This is a genomic window from Paludibacterium sp., from assembly GCF_019232825.1.
Taxonomy (GTDB): domain Bacteria; phylum Pseudomonadota; class Gammaproteobacteria; order Burkholderiales; family Chromobacteriaceae; genus Paludibacterium.
On sequence record NZ_JAFAND010000003.1, the window covers coordinates 1 to 24549 of the forward strand.

Annotated in this window: 18 protein-coding genes; 12 read left to right on the top strand and 6 right to left on the bottom strand. The window is 65.5% G+C overall.

Annotated features, from left to right (window positions below; genetic code table 11):
- Positions 1–43 precede the first annotated feature (43 nt).
- Positions 44–301 carry a hypothetical protein gene (locus JOZ06_RS00130; protein WP_293227521.1) on the bottom strand — a complete coding sequence of 86 codons (258 nt, stop codon included), beginning with the start codon at positions 299–301 and terminating at the stop codon, positions 44–46.
- Positions 302–469: 168 nt separating this feature from the next.
- Here JOZ06_RS00130 and chrA point away from each other — a divergent pair, with 168 nt between their 5' ends.
- The 4 genes from chrA to JOZ06_RS00150 all read left to right on the top strand — a co-directional run bounded on the left by chrA (position 470) and on the right by JOZ06_RS00150 (position 5628).
- Complete coding sequence (gene chrA, locus JOZ06_RS00135; RefSeq protein WP_293227522.1) at positions 470–1660, top strand: chromate efflux transporter; 1191 nt, start codon at positions 470–472, stop codon at positions 1658–1660.
- A 111-nt stretch (positions 1661–1771) separates the two neighbouring features.
- A complete protein-coding gene (locus JOZ06_RS00140; RefSeq protein ID WP_293227524.1) occupies positions 1772–2020 on the top strand; it encodes a helix-turn-helix transcriptional regulator in 249 nt (82 codons plus the stop codon).
- Position 2021: 1 nt separating this feature from the next.
- Positions 2022–3353, top strand: coding sequence for a HipA domain-containing protein (locus JOZ06_RS00145; protein ID WP_293227526.1), 1332 nt, complete (start codon positions 2022–2024; stop codon positions 3351–3353).
- Positions 3354–3525: 172 nt separating this feature from the next.
- The gene (locus JOZ06_RS00150; RefSeq protein WP_293227527.1) at positions 3526–5628 is read left to right on the top strand and encodes an EAL domain-containing protein; all 2103 of its coding nucleotides are present in this window, start codon (positions 3526–3528) and stop codon (positions 5626–5628) included.
- An 83-nt stretch (positions 5629–5711) separates the two neighbouring features.
- On the opposite strand, the gene JOZ06_RS00155 is transcribed toward JOZ06_RS00150, so the two are convergent.
- Both JOZ06_RS00155 and JOZ06_RS00160 read right to left on the bottom strand, forming a co-directional pair.
- On the bottom strand, positions 5712–6437 hold the full coding sequence (locus tag JOZ06_RS00155; RefSeq protein WP_293227528.1) for a pyridoxine 5'-phosphate synthase: 726 nt from the start codon (positions 6435–6437) through the stop codon (positions 5712–5714).
- Positions 6438–6510: 73 nt separating this feature from the next.
- A complete protein-coding gene (locus JOZ06_RS00160; protein ID WP_293227529.1) occupies positions 6511–6999 on the bottom strand; it encodes a Spy/CpxP family protein refolding chaperone in 489 nt (162 codons plus the stop codon).
- 158 nt (positions 7000–7157) lie between these two features.
- On the opposite strand from JOZ06_RS00160, the gene JOZ06_RS00165 reads away from it, so the two are divergent.
- Positions 7158–7889 (top strand): response regulator transcription factor, encoded by a 732-nt coding sequence (locus JOZ06_RS00165; RefSeq protein WP_293227530.1) that lies wholly within the window; start codon positions 7158–7160, stop codon positions 7887–7889.
- Positions 7886–9247 carry an ATP-binding protein gene (locus JOZ06_RS00170; protein ID WP_293227531.1) on the top strand — a complete coding sequence of 454 codons (1362 nt, stop codon included), beginning with the start codon at positions 7886–7888 and terminating at the stop codon, positions 9245–9247. Before JOZ06_RS00165 ends, JOZ06_RS00170 begins: the two co-directional genes overlap by 4 nt.
- 5 nt (positions 9248–9252) lie before the next feature.
- Here the strand turns inward: JOZ06_RS00170 and rmuC are convergent, their stop codons facing one another.
- From rmuC to JOZ06_RS00185, 3 genes are read right to left on the bottom strand one after another with little or no spacing between them, the layout of a single operon-like run.
- Positions 9253–10632: a DNA recombination protein RmuC gene (gene rmuC, locus JOZ06_RS00175; RefSeq protein ID WP_293227532.1), complete on the bottom strand. Its 1380-nt coding sequence runs from the start codon at positions 10630–10632 to the stop codon at positions 9253–9255.
- Positions 10633–12342, bottom strand: a complete 1710-nt coding sequence (recJ, locus tag JOZ06_RS00180; protein WP_293227534.1) for a single-stranded-DNA-specific exonuclease RecJ — start codon at positions 12340–12342, stop codon at positions 10633–10635. It lies immediately after the preceding gene.
- Positions 12343–12349: 7 nt separating this feature from the next.
- Complete coding sequence (locus JOZ06_RS00185; protein WP_293227535.1) at positions 12350–13351, bottom strand: hypothetical protein; 1002 nt, start codon at positions 13349–13351, stop codon at positions 12350–12352.
- Positions 13352–13484: 133 nt separating this feature from the next.
- Here JOZ06_RS00185 and JOZ06_RS00190 point away from each other — a divergent pair, with 133 nt between their 5' ends.
- The 6 genes from JOZ06_RS00190 to JOZ06_RS00215 all read left to right on the top strand — a co-directional run bounded on the left by JOZ06_RS00190 (position 13485) and on the right by JOZ06_RS00215 (position 24545).
- Entirely contained in the window at positions 13485–14585 is a 1101-nt protein-coding gene (locus JOZ06_RS00190) for an anhydro-N-acetylmuramic acid kinase (protein ID WP_293227536.1), read from the top strand.
- Between the two features lie 79 nt (positions 14586–14664).
- Positions 14665–15543 (top strand): bifunctional methylenetetrahydrofolate dehydrogenase/methenyltetrahydrofolate cyclohydrolase, encoded by an 879-nt coding sequence (locus JOZ06_RS00195; RefSeq protein ID WP_293227537.1) that lies wholly within the window; start codon positions 14665–14667, stop codon positions 15541–15543.
- Between the two features lie 169 nt (positions 15544–15712).
- Positions 15713–18013 carry a DNA translocase FtsK gene (locus JOZ06_RS00200; protein ID WP_293227539.1) on the top strand — a complete coding sequence of 767 codons (2301 nt, stop codon included), beginning with the start codon at positions 15713–15715 and terminating at the stop codon, positions 18011–18013.
- 19 nt (positions 18014–18032) lie between these two features.
- The gene (hemH, locus tag JOZ06_RS00205; protein ID WP_293227541.1) at positions 18033–19121 is read left to right on the top strand and encodes a ferrochelatase; all 1089 of its coding nucleotides are present in this window, start codon (positions 18033–18035) and stop codon (positions 19119–19121) included.
- 158 nt (positions 19122–19279) lie between these two features.
- Positions 19280–20497: a branched-chain amino acid ABC transporter substrate-binding protein gene (locus tag JOZ06_RS00210; RefSeq protein WP_293227542.1), complete on the top strand. Its 1218-nt coding sequence runs from the start codon at positions 19280–19282 to the stop codon at positions 20495–20497.
- Between the two features lie 139 nt (positions 20498–20636).
- Positions 20637–24545, top strand: coding sequence for a hypothetical protein (locus tag JOZ06_RS00215; RefSeq protein WP_293227544.1), 3909 nt, complete (start codon positions 20637–20639; stop codon positions 24543–24545).
- Positions 24546–24549: the final 4 nt, after the last annotated feature.

Sequence of the window (24549 nt, forward strand, 5' to 3'; positions counted from 1 at the left end):
CCCGGCCGAGGGGCCTTGCGCCCCTCGCCTCCCGGTTAGCGCCTTAGTCGGCGGTTAAGATCAGGCATCCCGCCACCCGCCGGGTACGCACGGTGTCCGGCAAATACATCCAAGAACGCTCCGAATCGACGCGCAGCGACGACCACGGCAGGCGGCTATCGACGATCAGCCGGCAGATGCCGGGGTCGGCTTGGCCCGCGCGCGGCGCGCACAATTCCGAGATTAGAGCGAACAGCGGCAGTTGCTGGAGGTCGCGGTTTGAAGCGGCGGTGGGGATTGCAGTACGATGCGAGATAGCCATTCAACTTCTCCTTCGGTAAAGAGGTTTAGGAGTTGCGTGGTCAGCGGGTCCGGAGGTTGCAGCCCCCGGGCCCGCGCCCTTTGCGGCACTGACGTGCCGCAGCCAAAACGATAGCGAGCAGAAGGGAAAAGAACAATAGTGGATAGCCGTCAGGAAAGTCTGAAAATAATGACACCCGCCACACCGCCCACTGACTCGCTCCCGCACCTGTTTCTGACCTTTCTGCGCCTGGGCTGCACCAGCTTCGGCGGCCCGGTCGCACATATCGGCTATTTTCGCGAAGCCTTCGTCGCCCGCCGGCAATGGCTCGACGACCCGGCGTACGGCGACTTGGTCGCGTTGAGCCAGCTGCTGCCCGGCCCGGCCAGCAGCCAAGTCGGCATCGGCCTGGGCTTGATGCGGCGCGGGCTTGCCAGCGCCTTCGTCGCCTGGCTCGGCTTCACCCTGCCCTCCGCCGTGGCGCTGGTGCTGTTCGGCTTGTTGCTGACGCACGCCGGCGGCGCGCCCGGCCATTGGCTGCACGGGCTGAAGGTGGTGACCGTCGCGGTGGTGGCGCAAGCGATCTGGACCATGGGCCGGAAGCTCTGCCCCGACCTGCCGCGCGCCGCCCTGGCGCTCGCCACGGCGGTGATCGTCTCCCTCGCGCCCGGCGTTGGCGGCCAACTCGGCGTGCTGTGCGCCTCGGCGCTGCTCGGCTGGCGCTTTTTGCCGGCCGCCGCCGCGCCGCCGCACCATCCCTTTCCGTTACGGCTAAGCCCGCGCGCCGGCACGGCCGCACTAGTGCTGTTCGCCGCACTGCTGGCGCTGCTGCCGCTATGGGCCCGCCAAGGCGGCTACGCGGTCGATTTGTTCGCGCGCTTCTACCGCGCCGGCGCGCTGGTTTTCGGTGGCGGCCATGTGGTGCTGCCCATGCTGCAAGCCGCCACCGTGCCGTCCGGCTGGGTTTCCAACGACGTGTTTCTGGCGGGTTACGGCGCGGCGCAGGCCGTGCCGGGGCCGCTGTTCACCTTTGCCGCGTTTCTCGGGGCGGTCTCCCGCCAAACGCCGCACGGCTGGCTCGGCGCCGCGGTGGCGCTGGTGGCGATTTTCTTGCCGGGATTTTTGCTGATGGTCGGCATCTTGCCGTTGTGGGCGACGTGGCGCGATCACCCGGCGCTACGCCGCGCCATGACCGGCGTCAACGCGGCCGTGGTCGGCCTGCTGTTGGCTGCGTTCTATCAGCCGGTGTGGACGCACGCCATTTTCACTTTCGGCGATTTCGCGCTGGCGGCGTTCGCCCTGCTGGCTTTGACCCGGTGGCGCGTGCCGCCCTGGCTGGTGGTATTACTGTGCGCGGGGCTGGCAAATCTGATCTTTTAAGCGCGCTTACAAAAAATTATTTCAGTTGCGACTGAATTTTACTTGCATTCTCTCTATGTTTATACCATTTACATACTAAATAATAATGTCATTATTAGGGAGAGAACATCCATGCCACAGGTAATCCATTCTTCGCAAAATTTAGGTGCCGAGCTGCGCAATTGGCGCCGTGCGCGCGCCATGACCCAGTCCATGGCGGCGCATCGTATCGGTCTCGCGCAAAAAGCCATCTCGGCGCTGGAAACCCATACTGGACAATCGAGCATCGCCCGTCTGCTGCAAGTGCTCTCCGCACTCGACCTGGAGCTCGTCCTGCGCGACAAGCGTGACGGCAGCCTGGTCGGCTCGCAGGATTGGTGACATGCCGCGGCGCGGACAAAGCCGGCTGCACGTCTGGATGAATCGCGAGCTGGTCGGCCAGTGGCAATACACCGAAGCCGCCGGCCATCGCTTTCACTACGACGCTTCCTGGCTGAGATCGCCCTTATGCCGGCCGCTATCGCTTTCCTTGCCGCTACGGCCGGCGCGCGATCATTGGCAAGGGCCGCGGGTGGGCCGTTTTTTTGACAGTCTGTTGCCGGAAAATCCCCTACAGCGCCAGCGCTTGCGCCTTTGCTTCGGCGCGCCAACCGCCTCGGCCTTCGATCTGTTGCGTTGCGTCGGTTTCGACTGTCCCGGCGCGATACAACTGAGCGCCAGCGATCAGCCGCCGGCGCTGGCGCCGCCCGAAGCGGCGCGGCCGCTGGCGGCAAACGACGTCATCTCCATGCTGACGGCGCTACGCTCGGCGCCGACGCAATCCGGCGGCGCTGGACCGATGGCGCCCGTGGCGCTGGCCGGCACGCAGGACAAAACCGCGCTCGTGTGGCACCAGGGACAATGGCGTCTGCCCGGCAATGGCGTGCTGAGCACGCATCTGCTCAAGCTGCCGGTCGAGCGCCATGCCAGCAGCGGCTTCATGCTCAACGGCTCGCTGGAAAACGCCTGGCTGTGCCAGCGCGTCGCCGAAGCGTTCGATGTGGCGGTGCCCCACAACGAATTGGTGAATCTCGGTTCGCAACGCGTGCTGCTGATCGATCGCGCCGACCGGCGCTGGCAAAAAGAACAGGGTGTCTGGATCGGCGTGCCGCGCGAAGACATGTGCCAGGCCTTAGGCCTGACGCCCGAGATGAAGTATCAGACCCATGGCGGGCGAAGCGGCGGCGCGATTGCCCGCTTCATGCTGGGCAGCAACGACGCCGCGGCCGACCGTTTGGCGCTGATGCGCGCCATGCTGGTGTTCTGGCTGTTGTGCGCGTTCGACGCGCACGCCCGCCGTTTCGCCATTCGCTTGCTGCCCGGAGGACGCTTCCGCTTCGACGCGCCGCTGGGCGTGCTATCGGCGCACCCGCTGCTGGGCAATGGCCCGGGCAAGCTGCTGCCGGAGCAGATCCGCCCCGCGCTCGGCCTCTCCGACGAGTCGCCGCCGCCTTGCTGGCGCGCGCTCGACGGTTCGGCCTGGCTCGCGCACGCGCGCGCCTGCGCGTTGCCGCGCGAGGACATCGAGCGGCTGATTATCGAGCTGGCCGACCAGGCCGTGCCCGTATCGGCCCGGCTGCGCAAGCAGTTGCCCCCCGGTTTTCCCGTCGCCGTCTCCGAGCCGATTCTGCAAGGCGTGGTTCAGGCCGCGCGGCGGCTGCGCGCCTCGCTCTAGGTATTCGGCGCAATGCCGCGCGTTGCGCGTCGATTGCCCTACGCAACGCCCCTTCGCCCCTCCCTCTCTTTGCTCGCCAACCTTGATTTAACTCATTGGCATAAGTATTTCACTGTCCTATTTTTATAGCTTAGAGCAGTACGCCGACCACACCTTCACCACAGGACACAGCATGAGTGCGCACCCCAAACGCACCATCCACATTCTGCAGCTTGAAGACGACACCGACGACGCCGAGCTCACTTGCCGCGCGCTACGCGATGCCGGTTTGTCGATTGACGTCCAGTTGGTCTGCAACGAGGCGGACTATCGTGCCAGGCTGCAGCAGCCTGGGCTGGTGGATATCGTTTTATCCGATTTCTCGTTGCCCGATTACGATGGCCTGTCCGCGCTGATTCTGCGCTCCACCCTCGTGCCCGAAGTGCCGTTCATCTTCGTCACCGGCGCGCTGGGCGAGGAGCGCGCGGTGGAGATGCTGCACATCGGCGCGTCGGACTATGTGCTCAAGGGCAATTTGCAGCGCTTGCCCGCCGCGGTGATGCGCGCGTTGGCCGAAGCGGACGAGGTCCGCATTCGCGATGCCATGCAAAAGCAATTGAAGGCCGAACGCCAGCTATTGAGCGCCGTACTCGACACCTCGGGCGCGCTGATCGTGCTGGTGGATCAAGCCGGCCGGATCGTGCGTATGAATCCGGCAGCGACCGCCCCGCTCTCCGCGGCGCAGCGCGAGGCGGATGAACAGTACTTCGACACGCTCTTCGCCGCAGAGGACGAGCGCAACGTGGTGAGCGAACATCTCGCCCACCTGTGCCGTCTGCCGCTGGGCATGCCCGTATCCTGGCGCGCCACCGTCAACGGCCGTCTGGTGTTATGGTCGGCGGCGCGGCTTTCCGATCAGGCCGAGACGCCGGGTTTCGCCGTCATGTCCGGGCTCGACATCACCGCGCAGGAAGAAGCCGAGCAGCAGGCCTATTATCTGCGGCACTTCGACAGTGCGAGCGGCCTACCCAACCGGGCGCTGTTGCTGCTGCGCATGCGTCAGCCGACGCAGCCCGTCGGCGAGCGCATGGCGCTGATCATGATCGGTTTGAGCCGGCTGCAAGAGATCCGCGACAGTCTAGGGGACGAGGCCGCCAATCACCTGCTGCGCGAGGTATCCCGCAGACTGATGGCGGGGCCGCTAGCCGGCGATTATCTGGCCAAGGTCGGCGACGACAGCTTCGCCCTGCTGTGCGCGGCGCCGGAGGAATCCGCGCTCAACGCGCCGCTACAGGCGATGCTGACGCAGCTGCACGAGCCTTATATGCTCGACGGCCGCTTTTTCTTCTTGGCCGCGAACCTGGGCGTGGCGTTTTGCGAGACGGGCGCCCCCCCCGAGGAGACGCTGCAAGCGGCCACCATGGCACAGCACCAGGCGGCGCAGCAGCAAAACGAAAACTACCGTTTCTACCAGCCGCTGCTGTCGGATGAAGCCCGCTCCCGGCTGGAGTTGGAAGGCGAGCTGCACGCCGCCCTGGCCGTCGACGATCAGCTCTTTCTCGATTATCAGCCGCAGGTGGCGCTCCATAGCGGCCAGATCGTCGGCCTGGAGGCGTTGATCCGCTGGCGCCACCCCCGGCTCGGCCGGCTCGGCCCGATGCGCTTCGTACCCCTGGCCGAATCGTGCGGCCTGATCGCCGCCTTGGGCGACAAGGCCCTGCACATGGCTTGCCAGCAGGCGGTGAGCTGGCAGAACAGCGGGTTGCCGCCGGTGACGGTGGCCGTCAATCTATCCGCGGTGCAATGGTCGCAACCCGACCTCGCCGACACCATCCGCCAGGCACTGGCGCAAAGCGGCTTGGCGCCGGCGTGGCTGGAATTGGAGTTGACCGAATCGGCCACGATGCACAACCCCGTCGCCACGCTCGCCACCATGCAGGCACTGCGCGACATGGGCGTGCAGCTGTCGATCGACGATTTCGGCACGGGCTTTTGCAACCTCAGCTACCTGAAGCGCTTTCCCGTCGACAAATTGAAGATCGACCAAAGTTTTGTGCGCGACATCACCACGCAGCCCGACGATCTGGTGATTTCGCAGCTGGTGGTGGCCATGGGCCATTTGCTGCATTTATCGGTCGTGGCCGAAGGGGTGGAGACCGAGGGGCAATTGGCGCTGCTCGCCGAGGCGGGCTGCGACATCATTCAAGGCTATTACTTCAGCCGCCCGGTCAGCCCCCAGGCATGCACCAGCATGCTGGCGGCGGACCGGCGCGTGCCCCCGGCGGCGTGCGGGTAATGTGCCGAAAACGTGCATTGCCTGCGGCGAATGCACGCTACGAGACAGTTGGGTAGCGTGCGTTCGCGCAGCAACGCACGCGTCTAGCGGGGCGAGAGGATGGCGACGTAGCGGCGGATGGTTTCGTCGAACCCGAATTCCAGCGCCTCGACCGTCAGCGCATGACCGATCGACACTTCGGCCACTTGCGGCACCGCGGCGACAAACGCGCCGAGATTATCGAGATTGAGGTCATGGCCGGCATTGACGCCCAGGCCCAATTCGCCGGCTTGGCGCGCCGCGGCGGCATAAGGCGCCAGGCTCAGCGCATCCGGCGCATGGGCATAGGCCTCGGTGTACAGTTCGATCCGGTCAGCGCCGGTGGCCGGCGCCAGCGCGATTTGCGCCGGATCGGGGTCCATGAAGATGCTCGTGCGGATGCCGGCGGCGGAAAGGCGCGCCACCACATCGCGCACCGTATCCAGATGCCGGGTCAGATCCCAACCGTGATCCGAGGTCAATTGGCCGGGCGCGTCGGGCACCAGCGTGCATTGATCGGGGCGCGCGGCGATGACTTGGGCCAGGAAGGTATCGTCGGGATAGCCCTCGACATTCAGTTCGGTGCCAGGGTAGCGGCGCGTGACGTCGCGCAGCGCGGCGATATCGCTGTAGCGGGCGTGACGCTGATCGGGCCGGGGATGAATGGTGACGCCGTGCGCGCCGGCGGTCAGCGCCTTGCTGGCGAACGCCTCGACCGAAGGATAGTCTCGGCCGCGCGCATTGCGGATCAGGGCGATTTTGTTCAGGTTGACGCTAAGTTTGCAGGACATGGCGGGACTCCAGATTTTTCCGCCATTCTACTCTGCCGGAACCGGACGGCACAGCCCGGTTCCGGCGGAACGATTACTGCGGCGGCATATCGGGATGGTCGCCCATCCTATCGGGATGGGGCCGCATCATCGGGTGATGCATCATCTTCGTCAGCGTTTGGCGTTGGTCGGCGGACAAGACTTGCCACAGGTCAGCCACGGCTTTGCTCGACGCGGCCATGCGGTCGGCCATCAGCCGCGCGTGATCGGCGCGCGCCTGCGCCATATCCACCGGCGTGGCGTCGGGTTTCGGGCATGGGAACGGGGCCGGCGCGGCGAGCTCCGTGGCGGCAAAGGCCTTCCACGCGGCTTGTTGGCCCGGTTGCAGATTGAGCGCTTGCGCCAGGCGGTCGAGTCGTTGCTGCTGATGCTGCTGCATCCGCTGCAGCATCTCGCCGGCATGGGTCGGGCAGCCGGCCGGGTTGGGCTCGGCCGCTTGCACGCCAAGACCCATCGTCAACAGGCCAGCCAAGGCGGCAGCCTGTAGCGAACGTTTCAGCGAGAGAACCGGCAACGATTTCATGGGGCGACTCCTTTTACTTGGTAGGAGCCCCTATTAAACACACAAAATGTAAATGGCGTTTTTCGCCGCCGCCCGATAATGTAAATGGGTTGTAATGTTATGTCATCAGCCGTTAAAGACCCCCACCATAGAGGCCGAACCCTTTATGCTGACACCCTATGACGACATGGAACGACAATATGCCGCGCCGCCTCTTGCTGGTCGATGACGACCCGGAACTGACGCGGCTTATCGGCGACTACTTGCGCCAACAGGGCTACCTGGTCGATGTGGCCGAGGACGGCGAGCGCATGCGTGCGCAGTACGCCGTGCGCAAGCCGGACATGATCATTCTCGATCTGATGCTGCCGGGCGAGGATGGCCTGTCCTTATGTCGAACGCTGCGCTTCTCCGACAGCGATACGCCGATTTTGATGTTGACCGCGCGCGGCGACGACATCGACCGCATTATCGGGCTGGAGATGGGCGCGGACGATTACCTGCCCAAGCCCTTCAACCCGCGCGAACTGCTGGCCCGCGTCAAGAGCATTCTGCGCCGCAGTCAAAACCGGGAGGCCACGCGACAGGCGCGCCAGCTGGCATTTGCCGGCTGGATTCTCGATTTGGGCGCGCGCCACTTGATCGGCGGCGATAGCGTGGTGGTGCCGCTGACCGGCGCGGAATTCACCCTGCTGCACCTCCTGGCCGAAAATCCGAATCAAGTGCTGTCGCGCGATCAGCTGCTCGACGGTCTGGCCGGCCGCGAAGCCTCGCCCTTCGACCGCACGGTCGACGTCTTGATCTCGCGGCTGCGCCGGCGGCTGGGGGACGACGCGCGCGATCCGCAGTGGATCAAAACCGTGCGCAATGGCGGCTATATGCTGGCGACCGCCGTGGAACAGATCGTGTGAGAGTCCTGCCACGTACCCTGACCGGTCAATTGCTGCTGGCGGTGGTCGTCAGCCTGATTCTGGCGCAGATCGTCGGCGCCTGGCTGTTATTGGCCGACCGCGCGCATTTCGGCAATCAATTGCGCGGCCAAAACGACGCCGAGCGGCTGGCGGGCATCGTCAGCATGCTGGAGCGCACGCCCAGCGCCGACCGCAACCGGCTGATCCGGGTACTGAACGAGCCGGACAATCTCTTCACGCTGGCGGAAGCTTGGGGCGCACCCGAGCCCGCGACCACGGTCGATCAAGCGTTCGCCAACACCTTTCGCGACGCGCTCGGCCTGAATCGGGCGGTTCAGGTGCTGCCGGTCGAACTGCGCTCGCCCGCGCCGCCTGGGGCGCCGCCGATGCACGGCATGGCGCATGGACGCGGACCGATGCGCATCCCCTTCCTGGTCATGCAGGCCCGGCTGACCGATGGCGCCGTGCTCACCTGGCGCCATGCCGCGCCGCCGGAGCCGCGCAACTGGCCGGCGCGCACGCTGCTGCTGTTGTGGGTGCTGGCCATCTTGGTCGCCGTGCTGGCGAGCCTGCTCGTGCGACGGCTGACGCGCCCGCTGGCGGCGCTGGCCGAGGCCGCCAGCGGGCTGGCGCGCAATCTCGATCAGCCGCCGCTGCCGGAGGGCGGGCCGCGCGAGGTGGCCCGCGCCGCCACGGCGTTCAACCACATGCAACGCGACTTGAAAAGCTATCTGGAAACCCGCTCCCAGGCATTGGCCGGCGTCTCGCACGACTTGCGCCTGCCGATCACCCGCCTGCGTTTGCGGCTGGAGCAACTGAACGACGAGGCGCTGCGTTCGCAGTGCGAAGCCGACCTCGCCGAGATGGACGCGATGATCGGCCATACCTTGGCGTTTTTACGCGCCGGACAGTGCAGCGAACCCACGGTCAAGCTCAATCTGGATGCGCTACTGGATGGATTGGCGGAGGATTTCGAGGCGCTCGGCATGACGGTCGCCCGTCACGGCGAGGCCGGCCGGCCGGTCATGGCGCGCCCGCAAGCACTGCGGCGCTGTCTGGGCAACTTGATGGAAAACGCCCGGCGCTATGCCGGCGACAAGGTCGATCTGCGCGTCGAGGCCGACGATGCCCAAGTGCACGTACTGGTCGAGGACCGGGGCCCCGGCATTCCCCTGGAGGCGCGCGACCGGGTGTTCGAGCCCTATTTCCGGCTCGAATCCTCGCGCGCCCGCACCACCGGGGGCACCGGGCTTGGCTTGGCGATCGCCCGCGCCACCGCGCGCGCCATGGGCGGCGACCTGACGCTGCACGACCGCCCCGGCGGCGGCTTGTCGGCGCGGCTGACGTTACCCGGCTAGCCGGCTCACGCTTCCTCCGCTTCGCCGGCGTCGTCCGCCGCCTCGTCGTGGCCGAGCAGGTGCGCGGCCAGCTGTTTATTGGCCTTGATGCCGAGCTTGCGCAGCTTCTCGGCACTGGTGATCAAATTGCCGCGGCCGTCGCGCAGCTTCTTCATCGCGTCCTGCCAGGTGTCGCGCGTGCCGTCCAGCTGCTTGCCGACCTTCTCTAGGCTATCGACGAAACCGACGAACTTGTCGTACATCGCCCCGCTTTGGCGCGCGATCTCCTGCGCGTTCTGATTCTGGTACTCGTAGCGCCAGATGCTGGCCACCGTGCGCAACGTGGCCAATAGCGTGCTGGGGCCGACGATCATGATGCGTTGCTCGAACGCCTCGTTGAACAGATTCATGTCATGTTGCACCGCCAGCAGGTAGGCGGGCTCGACCGGCACGAACATGAACACGAAATCCAGCGTATTGAGGCTATAGAGGTCTTGATAGCGCTTTTCCGACAGGGTTTTGATGTGGCTGCGCAACGCCAGGATGTGCGCCTTGAGCTCCACCTCGCGCGTGGCATCGTCTTCGGCCTTGACATAGCGCGTATAGGCATTGAGCGACACCTTGGAGTCGACCACCAGTTGCTTGCCCTCCGGCAGATCGATGATCACGTCCGGCTGATAGCGCACGGTGCCTTCGTCGCGCACCTGGATGTCGGACACCTGCACGCGGTATTCCCGTCCCTTCTGCAAGCCGGACGTTTCCAGCACCCGTTCCAGCACCATTTCGCCCCACGATCCCTGCGCCTTGCTGTTGGCGCCGGTGAGCGCGTTGGTCAGCGCCACCGCGTCCTGGTTGAGACGGGTATTGAGCGCTTGCAGGTTTTTGAGCTCGACCTCCAGCGTCAGGCGCTCTTTCGAATCCTTGTCGTAGGTATCCTGCACCTGCTTGCTGAACGCCTGAATGCGTTCGGAGAGCGGCGTGAGCAACTGGCTCAAATTGGTCTGGTTCTGCTCGGTGAAGCGCTTGCTCTTTTCTTCCAGAATATCGGTGGCCAGCGTCTTGAATTGCAGCGTCAGCGCTTCGCGCGCCTCGGCCAACAACGCCAGCTTTTCCTCATGCTGCCGGCGCTCCTGCTGCAACGTCGCCTGCATGGCGGCCAGCTCCCGTTCGCGCAGCCCCAAATGCTCGCGCAATTGCGTGAGCAAGCTGTCGCACTCCGACAGGCGCCCCATGAGATCGCGTTCGCGCGCGATCAGCGCCAGCTTCTCGCCCTCGATCGACGCCTGCGCCACGGCCGACTCGCCGCGGCCGCGCTGATACTCGGCTTCGGCCCGCGCGCGCAGCACCAACACGCCGGCGCCGCCGCCCAGCAATAGCCCCGCCAGCAAACTCAGCAACCATTCCATTTACGCCTCCTGCCTGTCGCCGGCGATCTCGCGCCAGTGCTCGATATAAATCTGCAACTCTTTGCGCCCCTGCCATTCATTGGCCACCAGCTGATAGACGGCGTCGATCTCGTCGGGCAGCCAGTCGGCATGATTGAACAACATGGCGTCAAACTCGCAGCCGAGACTGCCGAGCCGCAGTTTCAAATGCTTCTCGCCCACCACGCGTTGCTTGAGCACTTGAAAACGGTTATGGAAAGTCGGCGCCGGGAAACCCTGCCCCCAAACGCAGGCCGACAGCGATTCGGCCAAATCCAGGCAGATATCCCGCGGCGGCAGCGCGCCATCGGTCTCGATCGTGCGCGTCAGCTGCTTTTCGTCCAACAACTCGCGCGCCACCTGCTCGAAAGCCTGGCGGAAGGTATCCAACGCCGACTGATGGATGGTCAAGCCGGCCGCCATCGCATGGCCGCCGAATTTCACGATCAGCTCGGGCTCGCGCTTGTACACCAGATCGAGCGCGTCGCGCAGGTGAAACCCGGGGATCGAGCGGCCGGATCCGCGCATCTCGTCGCCATCGCCGGGCGCGAATACGATGGCCGGGCGGTGGAACCGCTCCTTGAGCCGCGCGGCGACGATGCCCACCACGCCTTGATGCCAATCCTCGCGGAAAAGCGTCAGCGTGTAGCGCGACGCCGGGTCGATGTCCGACAAATCGGCCAGCGCTTCCTCGCGCATGCCGGCCTCGATATGGCGCCGCTCGCGGTTGAGGTCGTCGAGCTGGCGCGCCAGCGGCATGGCGGCGTCCGTCGACGACGCCAGCAGGCAGGCGATGCCCAGGCTCATGTCGTCCAGCCGCCCGGCGGCATTGAGCCGCGGACCGAGCGTAAAGCCCAGGTCGAAGGTGTTGGCCTTCTGCGTGGCACGGCCGGCAACCTGAAACAACGCCGCCACGCCGGGGCTCATCCGGCCGGCGCGCATGCGTTTGAGCCCATTGCCGACCAGGATGCGGTTGTTTTGATCCAGCCGCACGACGTCGGCCACCGTGCCCAGCGCCACCAGATCGAGCAGCTCGCCCAGATTCGGCTCGCCGCCGTCGGCAAAGGCGCCGCGGTCGCGCAACTCGGCGCGCAACGCCATCAGCACGTAGAACATCACGCCGACGCCGGCCAGATGCCGCGAGGCAAATTCGCAGCCAGGCTGATTGGGGTTGACGATCAACGCGTCCGGCAACTGGCTGCCGGGCAGATGGTGGTCGGTGATCAGCGGTTCGATGCCCAGCCGCCGCGCCGCCGCCACGCCCTCGACGCTGGCGATGCCGTTGTCGACCGTCAGAATGATGTCGGGGCGGCGCGTGGCCGCCAGCTCGACGATCTGTGGCGTCAGGCCATAGCCGTACTCGAAGCGGTTGGGCACCAGAAAGTCGACCGTGGCGCCAAGCGCGGACAAACCCTTGATCGCCACGGCGCAAGCGGTCGCGCCATCGGCGTCGTAATCGGCCACCACCAGAATGCGCTCGTCAGCGGCAATGGCGTCGGCCAGGCGCGCGGCCATCGGCGCGATGTTCTTCAGCGACTGCCACGGCAGCAAGGCACCGAGCCCCTCCGCCAATTCTTGCGGCGCTTGGATACCGCGCGCCGCGTACAGCCGCGCAAACAACGGAGAGTAACCGCCGACGGCAAGGCTTGCGCAGGCATCGGGCGGGACGGAACGGGTCAGAATGTTATGCATGGGTCTATCAATACAATGAAGTCAGCGTCTTGGCACGACGCCAGAATTTCCACAGGTCGCGGCGCTCGACGCGCGCCTCGATCGCCCGCTCGCCGCAGGAAAGCAGGGACAGGCTGGAGAGCGTTCCTTGCCGCAACGCTTGCAACAGCGGCTGGAACCAGTCTTGCTCCAAGGTCTGCAGGGCTTCGCGCCATCCCCAGGCATCGCGGTATTGCGCCGCGCCCAGAAGCCGGTCGAGTTCCACCCAGGCATGCGGCGGCAAACCCTCGGCGGCGAGCGCGGCAAACGACCAAGGCGCGGCCCGCGTCTCGCCGCCGCTTAGCCGCGCCAGCATGCCGTGCAGCGGCTGGTCGCTATAGAGCGCGGCGGGTTTGGACAAGGCCGGCAGCTCGCCGTCGCCCCACAGCCATAGGCTATTGATGCGCGGCTCGCCCCGAGCCTCGCGCGCCTCGTTGACCGGATGGGTGAACAGCAGCATCTGGGCTTCGTTGAGCAAACGGCTAAGCCGCAGCCCATCGGCGCCCGAGGGCAAAAAATCGTCGACGTTCTCGCCCACCACGTCGGGCAGGCTATGAAACGCCGCCTCGACCGGCGCGGAAAGTGACAGATACCAACGCGCCGGCGCCGGCGCATGGAACGCCAGGCCATCGGCGGCAAAATGCCGGTTGAGCGCATCGATGAGCGCATCGGCTTCCGTTTGCGAAATGGCCATCACGCCGGCGTCGGCCAACAGCGCCCGGTCGCGGTCGATCCGCCAGGTCACCGGGTCGGCCAACAGCCACAGGCCTGGCGACGCCAGGCCATCCAACTGTGCCGCGGCGCGCGCCAAGGGCAGCCGGTCGATGCCAAACGGCGCGGCAAGCCGGCGGGACAGCGGGCAAGGCGCGACCGCCAACCGCCCGCGGCCGAGCAGCGTCTCCAGGGCCGGCAGCGGCAAATCGGCGGCGACCTCGGCGCCGTCGTGGACGTCAAGCCAGCTCAAGCCGGGAATGGACAAGGTCAAATGCATGCAGCGCCTCGTTATGCTTCATACTGGCGGATAGGGGATAAAGGGTTGCCCGCCGCAGCGGGCTTGCGTATTTTACCCATCTTTCGCATGTAATGGCCGTTTTACACAGAGGCCCGAGCCCAAAGGAGTTGTCATGGAAGCGTTGTTCGTCGGCATGATGTCGGGTACCAGCCTGGACGGCGTCGATGCCGTGCTGGCGGCTTTCGATAGCCACGGCGAGTTGACCGTGCGCGCCGAACACGCGCTGCCCTACCCGGCCGACATCCGCGCCGAGGTGCTGGCGCTGCAGCAAACCGGCAACGACGAACTACGCCGCGCCGCGCGGCTCGCCAACAAACTGGCCGACCTCTACGCCCGCGCCGTCAACGCGCTTTTGGCGCAAAACGGCGTCCGCGCGGACCAGGTGCGCGCCATCGGCTGCCATGGCCAGACGATCCGCCACGCGCCGCAAGACGGCTACACGCTGCAAATCGGCAACCTGGCCCGGCTGGCCGAACAGACCGGCATCGACGTGATCGGCGACTTCCGCAGCCGCGACGTGGCGGCCGGCGGACATGGCGCGCCGCTGGTGCCGGCCTTTCACCGCGCGGTGTTCGCCCACCCGGAACGCGCCCGCGTGATCGTCAACATCGGCGGCATCAGCAACCTCACCCTGCTGATTCCCGGCCACCCCGTCTCCGGCTTCGACTGCGGGCCGGGCAACATGCTGATGGATGCTTGGTGCCGGCGGCACATCGGCCAGCCTTTCGACCGCGACGGCCGCTGGGCGGCGACGGGACAGATCGACGCGGCGCTGTTGGCCGCGCTATTAGCCGAACCGTTCTTCGCCGCCGCGCCGCCCAAGAGCACCGGGCGCGACCTGTTCGACCTCCATTGGCTCGACCGCCTGCTGGCGCCGTTCGCCCCGCTGGCGCCGCAGGATGTGCAAGCCACCTTGCTCGCGCTGACCGCGGCCAGCATTGCCGACGCCATCGCGCGTCATGCCGACGCGGCCCAGGAAGTGTTCCTCTGCGGCGGCGGCGCCTTCAATCACACGCTGGTGGCGGCGCTCGGCGCGCGCCTGGCGGGCCGCCACCTCAATCAAACCGCCGCGCTCGGCCTGCCGCCGCAGCAGGTCGAGGCCGCGGCGTTTGCCTGGCTCGCGCGTCAATGCCTGGCGCACGAGCCAGGCAACCTGCCCGAGGCCACCGGCGCCGCCGGGCCGCGCGTGCTGGGCGCGATTTATCCACGTTAAGATTCTTGATGTAGCGCGAAACCGGTCAGGGCTATTGCTATAATCCGTCCGTTTTTTTGCAATCCGTTTGGAGAGTGGCATGCACGACTTTAATCCGGAAGGCATGGCGGCGCTCTACCGCGCCATGATCCGGGAAGAAATCGAATCCCTGGAGTCCCGTATCAACGTGGTGGGCTTTCTGGTGTCCGACGACCCGGCGTCGGCGACCTACGCCCGCTACACCGAAGATGGCTGCAAGGACGTCGGCATCCACTTCTCGCTCACGCATCAACCGCGCGAGGCGATCGCCGACGCGATCCGCCGCGCCAATGCCGACCCGGACGTTCACGGTATTTTCGTGTACTACCCCATTTTCGGCGATGCGCGCGACGCCGAGATCAAGGACCTGGTCGACCCTAAAAAGGACGTCGAGGGGCTAACCAGCTATTGGATGGACAAGCTCTACCGCAACGAGCGCTTCGACGACGACGCCCGCCGCCACCGCGCCATTCTGCCGTGTACGCCGCTGGCGATCCTCAAGGTGCTGGAGGCGACCGACGCCTACAGCCCGGGCGGACTGCCGTTCCGTGACCAGACCATCACGGTATTCAACCGCTCCGACGTGGTCGGCCGTCCGCTGGCCTATATGCTGGCCAACGACGGCGGCAACGTGTACTCGTTCGACGTCAATGGCGGCGAAGTCATCCGCAACGACAAAAACCCGCCCGAGCCGATCGACCGCGCCACCGCCCTGTCGCGCTCGGATATCGTCATCACCGGCGTGCCGTCGCGCCAGTTCGAAAAAATCCGCGCCGAGGAGTTGAAGCCTGGCGCGATCTGCCTGAATTTCTCCTTCGTGAAGAACTTCGAGGACGCGGCGCGCGAGTCCGCCCGTATCTACGTGCCGCGCGTCGGCCCGCTGACGGTCGCCATGTGCCTGCGCAACGCGGCGCGGCTTTATCACAATTACCACCGCTGATTTGCCAGCAAGAGGGCGGCACAGCCGCCCTTTCCCTCCCCTTTGCGCTATTGTTTGCCTCGCAATCCGATTTTTCGCGTTATTCTTATTGCGTTAACTTGCGGAAAAGGTTTCAGCATTGTTTGCGCGCGCTTATAATTCCCGGCTGTCATTGGTTGTTTAAAAGGCTATGCGACTTTTCAAGCGAAAAGCGGTTGTCCGCAATCGTCAAACACAGCTGCCGCCCCGGCTCAACGCTTTGCTGCGCGAGGCCTGGTGGCTATTGATGGCGGTGGCCGCGGTCTATCTGGTGCTGATCCTGTCGAGCCATTCGGCGCAGGACCCGTCCTGGTCGCACAGCTCGTCCGACCCCACGATCCGCAATTACGGCGGCGCTTTCGGCGCCTGGCTGTCCGATATGCTGCTGTTCATCTTCGGCGCCTCGGCATGGTGGCTGGTGGCGTTCTGCCTGACGGCGATCGTCTGGGGCTACCGGCGCATGGACCAGGAAGGCCTGGCGCCGAGCAGCGTCAACGCCGTCACCCTCTCCGGCTTTTGGCTGCTGTTGCTGTCGAGCGCCAGCCTCGAATTTATCGTCTTGGGCGAGCATGTCGCCGGGCAATTGCCGTCGGGCGGGGTGATCGGCCATTTCCTCGGCCGCCTGGCGCGCCACGCGCTGGGGCTTTCCGGCGCGAGCCTGCTGTTGTCGACCCTGGCCGCCATCGGCCTGTCGTTGTTCGCCGGCATTTCCTGGCTCGACCTGATGGAGCGCATCGGCACCTGGGTCGAACAGGGGGTGATGTTCGTCTACCAATCGTGGCAGGCGCGACGCGACCGCGAAATCGGCCGCAAACAGGCGTTGCGGCGCGAGGAAAAAGTCACCAGCGAGAAGCGCCGTCACGAAGATTATCAGCCGGTGCGCATTGAAACCCCGGCCGCCGAACCGCCGTCGCCGCCCAAGCCGCAGAAGCCGGTACAGCAATCGCTGTTCGCCGACCCGAGCGACAGCGCGCTGCCTGGCCTCGCGCTATTGGAAGCCGCGCGGGACAAGCAGGAATCGGTCTCTGCCGAGACTGTCGAGTACACGTCGCGGCTGATCGAGCGCAAGCTGGCCGATTTCGGCGTCGAGGTCAAAGTCGTGGCCGCTTACCCCGGCCCGGTGATCACCCGCTACGAGATCGAGCCGGCCGTCGGCGTCAAAGGCGCGCAGATCGTCAACTTGATGAAGGACCTGGCGCGGGCGCTGAGCCTGGTGTCGATTCGCGTGGTCGAAACCATCCCCGGCAAGACCTATATGGGGCTGGAGCTGCCCAACCCGAAACGCCAGATCGTGCGCCTCTCCGAAATCATCGGCTCGGACACCTATCAGAACCCGACCTCGCGGCTGACCATGGCGCTCGGCAAGGATATCGCCGGGCAGCCGGTGTCGGCCGACCTCGGCAAAATGCCGCACGTGCTGGTAGCCGGCACCACCGGCTCGGGCAAGTCGGTGGCGATCAACGCCATGATTCTGTCCCTGTTGTATAAGGCCACGCCCAAGGAAGTGCGCCTGATCATGGTCGACCCCAAGATGCTGGAACTGTCCATCTACGAGGGCATTCCGCATTTGCTCGCGCCGGTGGTCACCGACATGAAGCACGCCGCCAACGCGCTCGACTGGTGCGTTGCGGAAATGGAGCGGCGTTATCGGCTGATGTCCAAGCTCGGCGTGCGCAACCTGGCCGGCTACAACCAGAAGATCCGCGACACCGAGAAGGCGGGCGAGCACGTGCCCAACCCGTTTTCGCTGACGCCGGAAACCCCGGAGCCGTTGGAGACGCTGCCGATGATCGTCGTGGTCATCGACGAGCTGGCGGACCTGATGATGGTGGCCGGCAAGAAGATCGAGGAATTGATCGCCCGCCTGGCGCAAAAAGCGCGCGCCGCCGGCATTCACCTGATCTTGGCGACGCAGCGCCCGTCGGTCGACGTCATCACCGGTCTGATCAAGGCCAACATCCCGACCCGGATCGCCTTCCAGGTATCGAGCAAGATCGACTCGCGCACCATTCTCGATCAAATGGGCGCCGAAGCCCTGCTCGGCCAGGGCGACATGCTCTACCTTCCCCCGGGCACCGGTTATCCGCTGCGCGTCCACGGCGCGTTTGTCGCCGACGACGAAGTGCACCATGTCGTCGAATACCTGAAGTCCACCGGCGAGCCGGATTACGTTGACGGTATCCTGACCGGCACCGCCGACGGCGGCGACGACGACGAGGGAATGGGCGCGCCGTTCGCCACCGACGACGCCGAGTCCGATCCGTTGTACGACGAGGCGGTGGCAATCGTGATCAAGACGCGGCGCGCGTCGATCTCCTCGGTACAGCGTCAATTGCGCATCGGCTACAACCGCGCCGCGCGGCTGATCGAGCAGATGGAGGCGGCCGGGCTGGTTTCCGCCATGGAAACCAACGGCAACCGCACGGTATTGGCGCCGGCGCGCGAAGAATAACCGTTACACGGGATATTTCATGTCTGACGATAACCTCAGCGGCGGGTTTCGCCACGATTTTCAGCCACGTACCGGCGTGCTGCTGTTGAACCTCGGCACTCCGGACGCGCCGACCCCGGCGGCGCTCAGGCGTTATTTGCGCGAATTTCTCTCCGACCGGCGCGTGATCGAAATCCCGCGCTGGCTCTGGTGCCCATTGCTCAACCTGGTCATTCTGACGGTGCGGCCGCGCCAGTCGGCGCAAAAATACGCGCGCATCTGGCAGCCGGAGGGTTCGCCTCTATTGTTGGAAACACTGGCGCAACGCGACGCCTTACGCGCCGAGCTTGCCCGGCGCGGCCATGGCGACATGGCGGTGGCCTGCGCGATGCGTTACGGCAACCCCAGCATCGCCTCGGCGCTCGAGACATTGCGTGACCAGCACGTCGACCGCCTGCTGCTCGTACCGCTCTATCCGCAATATTCGGCCGCCTCGACCGCCTCGGCGCTCGACGGCGTCTTCGCCGCGCTGGCAGGCCAGCGCAACCTACCCGAACTGCGCACCCTGCGCCATTTCCACGACCACCCGGCGTATATCGGCGCGCTCGCGCGCCAGATCGAGGCCGACTGGCAGGTCAACGGCCGTCCGGACGTGCTGGTGATGAGTTTCCACGGCATGCCCAAACGCACGCTGGCGCTGGGCGACCCGTATTTCTGCGAATGTCAGAAAACCGCGAGATTGCTGGCCGAGGCGCTAGGACTCGCGCCCGACGCCTGGCGCATCAGCTTTCAGAGCCGCTTCGGCCGCGCCGAGTGGCTGCCGCCCTATACGGTCGACGTGGTGCGAGAGCTGGCGCGGGCCGGCACGCGCCGGGTCGATGTGGTGTGCCCGGGCTTCGTCGCCGATTGTCTGGAGACGCTGGAGGAGATCGGCATGGAGGTGCGCGCCGAGTTCGAAGCGCATGGCGACGGTCGCTATCGCTACCTGCCCTGCCTAAATCACAACAGTGATTGGATCGCCGCGCTGACGGACATTATTGCACCGCACCTAAGCGGCTGGACGCCGTTAAATCAAGAAGATAGCAGCGAACGCCAGACGCGCGCGCAGGCCAAGGGCGCAACAGCATGACGGCGCTTTGAAAAGAGTTTGTTTCCTGAATTTTGTATTCGTTGACACCTCAAACAACTGATTAGCATAATCAATGCCGTTGGGATGATGCATGATCTGCGTCATCAAACCAGCGATAAAGAGAGTCACCAAATCTACAAAGAAATAAGGGAAACATAATGAAAAACACTGCTCGTCTGACATTGATGGCAGCCGCGGTGCTGGCTCTGGCAGCCTGCGGCAAACAAGGAGGCGCCTCCTCCGACGCATCCGGCGCGGCAGCCAGCGCACCGGCCGCTTCCGCACCGGCCGCCAGCAGCGGCGACAACGTGGTCAAGATCGGCCAGGTTTCGCCGATGTCGGGCCCGATTTCCCACCTCGGCAAGGACAACGAGTACGGCGCCAAGCTCGCCATCGCCGACCTGAATGCCGAAGGCGTGACCATCGGTGGCAAGAAGGTGACTTTCCAGCTGGTTTCCGAGGATGACCAGGGCGACCCGAAGATCGCCACCCAGGTTGCGCAGCGTCTGGTCGACAGCGGCGTGGTGGGTGTCGTGGGCCACCTGAACTCCGGCACCACCATCCCGGCCTCGAAGATCTACTCCGATGCCGGCATTCCGCAGATTTCCCCGTCCGCCACCAACCCGGACTATACCAAGCAAGGCTACAAGACCACCTTCCGCGTGATCGCCAACGACGTGCAGCAAGGTAAGGCGCTGGGCGACTACGCCATTGGCGTAGCCAAGGCCAAGCACATCGCCGTCATCGACGACCGCACCGCCTATGGCCAAGGTCTGGCCGACCAGTTCGTCAACGCCGTCAAGGCCAAGGGCGGCACCGTCGTCGACCGCGAGTTCACCACCAACTCCGCCACCGACTTCTCCGCCATCCTGACCGCCATCAAGTCGAAGAAGCCGGACATGGTGTTCTACGGCGGCATGGACGCGCAAGCGGGCCCGATGGCCAAGCAGATGAAGCAGCTGGGGATCAAGGCGCACCTGATCGCCGGTGACGGCGTGCAGACGCCGGAATTCATCAAGCTGGCCGGCGACGCCGCCGAAGGCCAATTCGCCTCGATGGCCGGCGTGCCGCGCGACAAGATGCCGGGCTTCAACGCTTTCAACGACAAGTTCAAGAAGGCGTTCAACACCGAAATCCAGATCTACGCGCCGTACGAGTATGACGCCGTGCGCGTGCTGGTCGACGCGATGAAGCGCGCCAACTCGACCGATCCGAAGGCATACCTGCCGGAACTGGGCAAGACCTCCTACGACGGCGTCACCGGCCACATCGGCTTCGACGACAAGGGCGACGTACAGAACGCCAGCGTCACCGTCTACCAGGTCAAGAACGGCCAGTGGCAAGTGGTGTCGGTGGTCGGCGGCGCCGCCAAGTAAGCCAGCGCAACACGGTGTTGCCAAGCGGCATCCTGAGGGATGCCGCTTTCATTTTGTCTTGGCGAGCGCTTTTTGATATCGCCGCCCCCCGGTCCGGGATTCACTGATCGCCATGTTCCACGCACTCATGGAGATTGGCATGCCGATCCAGGATTATCTCATCGACCGCGCGCACCTGCCGGCCATCGCCGAGCTGAGCGCGCGCCCTCACGGCCTCGACGCGCGCGCGCCGGGCGCCCCCCGCCCGACCGCCGATCAAACCGCCGCGCTGAACGCCTTGCGCCGCGCGCAGGCCCGGTTGATCAACGACGCACAGGCCTTTTTCGCGGCCTTGCCGCCGCTTGCGCCGCGCGCCGAGCCAGAGGGCCTGGAAGACGCCACCCTCCGGCCCGCCGCCCTACATCTGACCGCGCTAATGAGCCGCCAGGCCGTGGTCGCGGGGTCGCGCGCGCCGCACGGCGGGGGCCTGGCCGTACTGAGCGAGGCGCTATCGAATGCCGCGCCCCCGGTCGCCCGAACACTGTACGTCGCCGGCATGTGGGCCGATTGGCATCAGAACGACCTCGACGAGTACAATGCCAGCCCCGACAGCGCCATGCCGCCGGCACTGCGCCAGCATATCGCCGCGCACGACGCGGTAGCGCGCCGGCCGGCCGAAACCTCGCTCTGGCGGCTGATCGACACCGCACACCGCCGCGGCATGCGGCTCATGGCGATCGATTGTGCCGCCACCGCCTCCCTGGCCGCCGAAACACAGCTCGGGTTACGGCTCTCGAACCAAGTACGCAACTATTTCGCCTATCAGATCGTTCGCGACGACCCGCAGTCGGGCCGCTGGTTGGCGTGGATGGAGGAAAAATACGTCAATCGCTTCGAGGACGTCCCCGGCCTGGCGGAGCTCACCGGCGCCATCGGCCTGCGCTTGCCGCCGGGCGCCGGCACCCCGGCGGCGCGGCCGCTGATACTGCGCGCCGACCGTGGCGAAGGCATCAACCGGCCAAGCGGCGAGTATTTCTGGGTCAAGGCCGATCTACTGCTGACCCCCAACCCGCTCATCGACCCCGACGCCTTGCCGTTGCGGCTTAGCCCCAACGGGGCGTGCGCGGTTCTGGCCAGACCGGATATCGGTGAAAACGAGTACGAACTGCATCATCATGCCGTCGATCCGGCGCAAACGCTCAAAGTCATCCAAAGCGACGGCCACGCCTTCGTCCTCGCCTTGCCCAATCCGGGCGATTGGCATCGCTTTCCGCGCGGCGCCTACCCGACCATCCCCGCGCTGATCGAAGCCTTGCGCGCACACGGCTGGCACGATGTATGGCCGGGCACCACACCGGTATTGGATAGCGCCGCGAGCCGGTTAGCGGCCGAACGGCGCCCTGGCCTTCTATTCAAGCCCGACGCCCCCCTGTCACCCCGCTATGCCCTCTCTGCCGGCGAATTAGCCTGGCACCTGCGCCAAGAACAAGCCGCCGGCGCGCCATCCAAGTCCATCGGCCGCAACGACCCCGGCGGCGCCACGAGCGAACGGCTGTTGCGCGACGCCAGCCTCTACTTCCAGCTGCCGCCGCAGCCGCAACGCCCGCCGCTACCTGCCTTCGCCCCCAATCAGTCCATGGCCGGCGTGATCAGCCAATTGCTGGCGCGCTACCCTGGCGTCATTATCGGCCATGGCGGCGGCGAGCCCTGGGGCGCCTGGCTGCTCGCCGAGCAGATGGCGGCGCTGCCGCAGCATGGCGTGCGTACCCTGTTTGTCGACACCCTGCGCGCGGATCAACATCAGGCGCTATTGGATGGCTGGACCAAGGCAAGCGAGACCCCCATGCCGGACGCGCTGCGGCACGCATTGACGGACCACCTTCCGCCAGGCCAGACCGAGGCCGTCATCGCCCTGCTGTCCGAGGCGCACCGGCACGGCATCGCCATTATCGCCGCCGACTGCTTCCTCGCCCGCCGTTTTCCCTCGATCTACACCACGGCGCTGGTGACAAAATACTACGCCGCGCTGCGCATCGACGAACAACTCAACCGCGCCCGCGCCCAAGCGCTGCGCGGCCGCTGGGTCGCATTGCTCCATACCGTATCTGCCGCGCTATTCAACCAGTTGTTTCCCGACCTGGCGGTACTGACGGGCGCCGTCAGCCTGCGACTATCGGGCGAACCGCATAGCGTATTGCCCGACCTGGGCGGCCGGCTGGTGGACGAGCACGGACGCGGCGTCCACGTTCAGATGGATTTGATCGCCGCCAACCGCCCGCCGATGCCCACGCGCATGATCCATTCGCGCCTGCAAGCCGACGGCGATTACGCGCTGATTTACGCACCCGACGCGCTCAACGAGGCTTTCGAGCTGCATTATTACGACCAGGGTCGCGTCACCGTGAAGGCGATACGCTGGATAGACCAGGGATGGCACGTCAATTTTCCCGACGAGCCGGCTTTGCGCACCTTTACCTCCCTAAGCGCCCTTATGCACGCCCTAGCGCGACGGGTGGACGGACGGCATTGGCAACGCAACGTCTGGGCCGACGCGATGCCGCAGCCCATCGACACGCTGCCGCAGACGCAGCGCGCATTGCTGCAGGGACAAGAAACGGTGCGGCAGCAACATTTGGACAACTTCGAACACGAGCGCGAGGCGGCGCTGTTGCATCAGGTTTTCTTCGCCACCCGCGACCAGCGCACGGCATTTAAGGAAGGCAAGGCCTTGTGGCAAGCCGGCCTCGCCCTCATCGGCCTGGACGCCGATGCGCCGCTGGATGTCTTGAAGCAGACCTTCGCGGCACAATGGCGCGGGCTCCCCGAGCGGCAGCAGGGCGCAGTGCTGGGCGCGATCGACGAGCGGCAAGCAGAGCGGGCGCGGGCCCTGACCGATGCCTGGTTCGACCGCATCATGCATTGGCGGCTCACGGCCATCCGCCGCATCGAACACAACCGCTATCTGGCGGCGACCGAACATCGGCAAGGCCTATGCGCCGGACTGACGGCGCATTTCGCCGCGGCTTGGCTGCTGGACGCGCGCGGCGCGAACGGCAACGCGCACTTCAACGGCTATTTGGATATGTTGCGGGACGCCACGCACCACCCCGAGTCGCCTCGCGCCCGCATACTCGACACCGCCCTGCTCGCCTGGCAATTCGGCTCTCGCGAGCAGGCTTTCGGCCCACACCAGCTTGAGACCGGCTTGTCGCTCAACGGCGTGCTCGATCGAATCGACGCCATGAACAGCCCGGCGGCTTTCGCCTTATCGCTCGGCAACCATGCCCTGCTTCTGGCCAAAGCGCATACGCACTATCTGCTCGCCGACCCCAATTTTGCCCGCTGCAAAATCGACAGCCGGCAGAAATTGGCCGAGATACTGCAATGGCACGGCCAGCTGCTGCGCGGCCTGTTTACCGCGAGCGAACCAGGCGATCCGCCGCTGTCCTTCGGACTATGCCGCTACCGTGACGACCTGCCCGCGCAACCTCTCGTGAACGTCGGGGTGGGCGAGCCGCTCGACAGTCTCATTCTGGCCAATCTGTGCCAGCCGGCCGAGCTGGCAAATCTGCTCAACCACAATCCGTTGCGAGAGACAGCCGCCAGCCACGCGCTGGTGCGACGGCTGACCATCATGGAGTACCGGCAACGGCTGACCCCGATCGGGCTCGCCCCGGTTCTGGCCCGGCAACTGCTCGACATTCTCGCGCAGCACGGCGTGCCGCAGACGATACAGCGTCAATTACGCCGCATCGCATTCATCAACACACAGGAACACCACACCGTGGTCACCCTGGAAGCGGGCGAGAACATGCTGTACACACTGCAACTCAATCACCACAACGACGTGGCGGCGATCCGGTTTCTGCGCTCGCTCAACGCGCTGGGGACAGAAATAGGGGGAACCGACGCGCGCGACTGGCAAAGCCGGATCAGGGAGTACTTCTGGCCACCGGATCTATTCAACGCATTGCGGCTTCTTCCGCAGTGGGAGGTCGACCGCCAGGTGCTGGCGGCGCCTTTGCCCGATGACACCGACGGGACCATGCCGCCGTTGCCGGAGGCATAACCCC